The 385-nt window shown below is 66.5% G+C and carries 2 protein-coding genes; both read right to left on the reverse strand.

The window, feature by feature from the left end; genetic code table 11:
- Positions 1-215 (reverse strand): FAD-dependent oxidoreductase (locus VSR71_RS35175; RefSeq protein ID WP_342917933.1); only part of this gene is annotated, 215 nt, incomplete at its 3' end.
- On the reverse strand, positions 212-385 hold a 174-nt coding region (locus VSR71_RS35180; protein WP_342917934.1), incomplete at its 5' end, for a (2Fe-2S)-binding protein. The genes VSR71_RS35180 and VSR71_RS35175, both read right to left, overlap by 4 nt.

The following is a 385-nucleotide window of genomic DNA, read 5'->3' on the forward strand; positions in this document are numbered from 1 at the left end:
TCGGCGCCGACCCAGTAGTCCGCGCCGAGCTGATTGCGATCCGTCACCGGCGTCGACGAGATCGCACGGAACACCTGGCCGCCGGGGCCGATATTCTCGTCGAGCAACAACGTCGACAGGCCGGCTTCGGCGGATGTCGCAGCGGCGGCAAGGCCGGCAGGGCCGGCGCCGATCACCACCACGTCATAGTCTTCGCGCTTGGGAGCCATGGTCATTTTCCGATCTCCCGCTTGCCCTTCTGGATCTCGATCTGCATGCCCTCGGCGACGGGGATGAGACAACCCTGCCGGTTGCCGACGCCGTCGATGGTGACGAGGCAGTCGAAACAGACGCCCATCATGCAATAGGGCAGCCGCGGCGCACCGCTGACAGCAGTCGACCGGCG

Origin of the sequence: Cupriavidus oxalaticus (assembly GCF_038900635.1) — a bacterium.
GTDB lineage: Bacteria > Pseudomonadota > Gammaproteobacteria > Burkholderiales > Burkholderiaceae > Cupriavidus > Cupriavidus oxalaticus_B.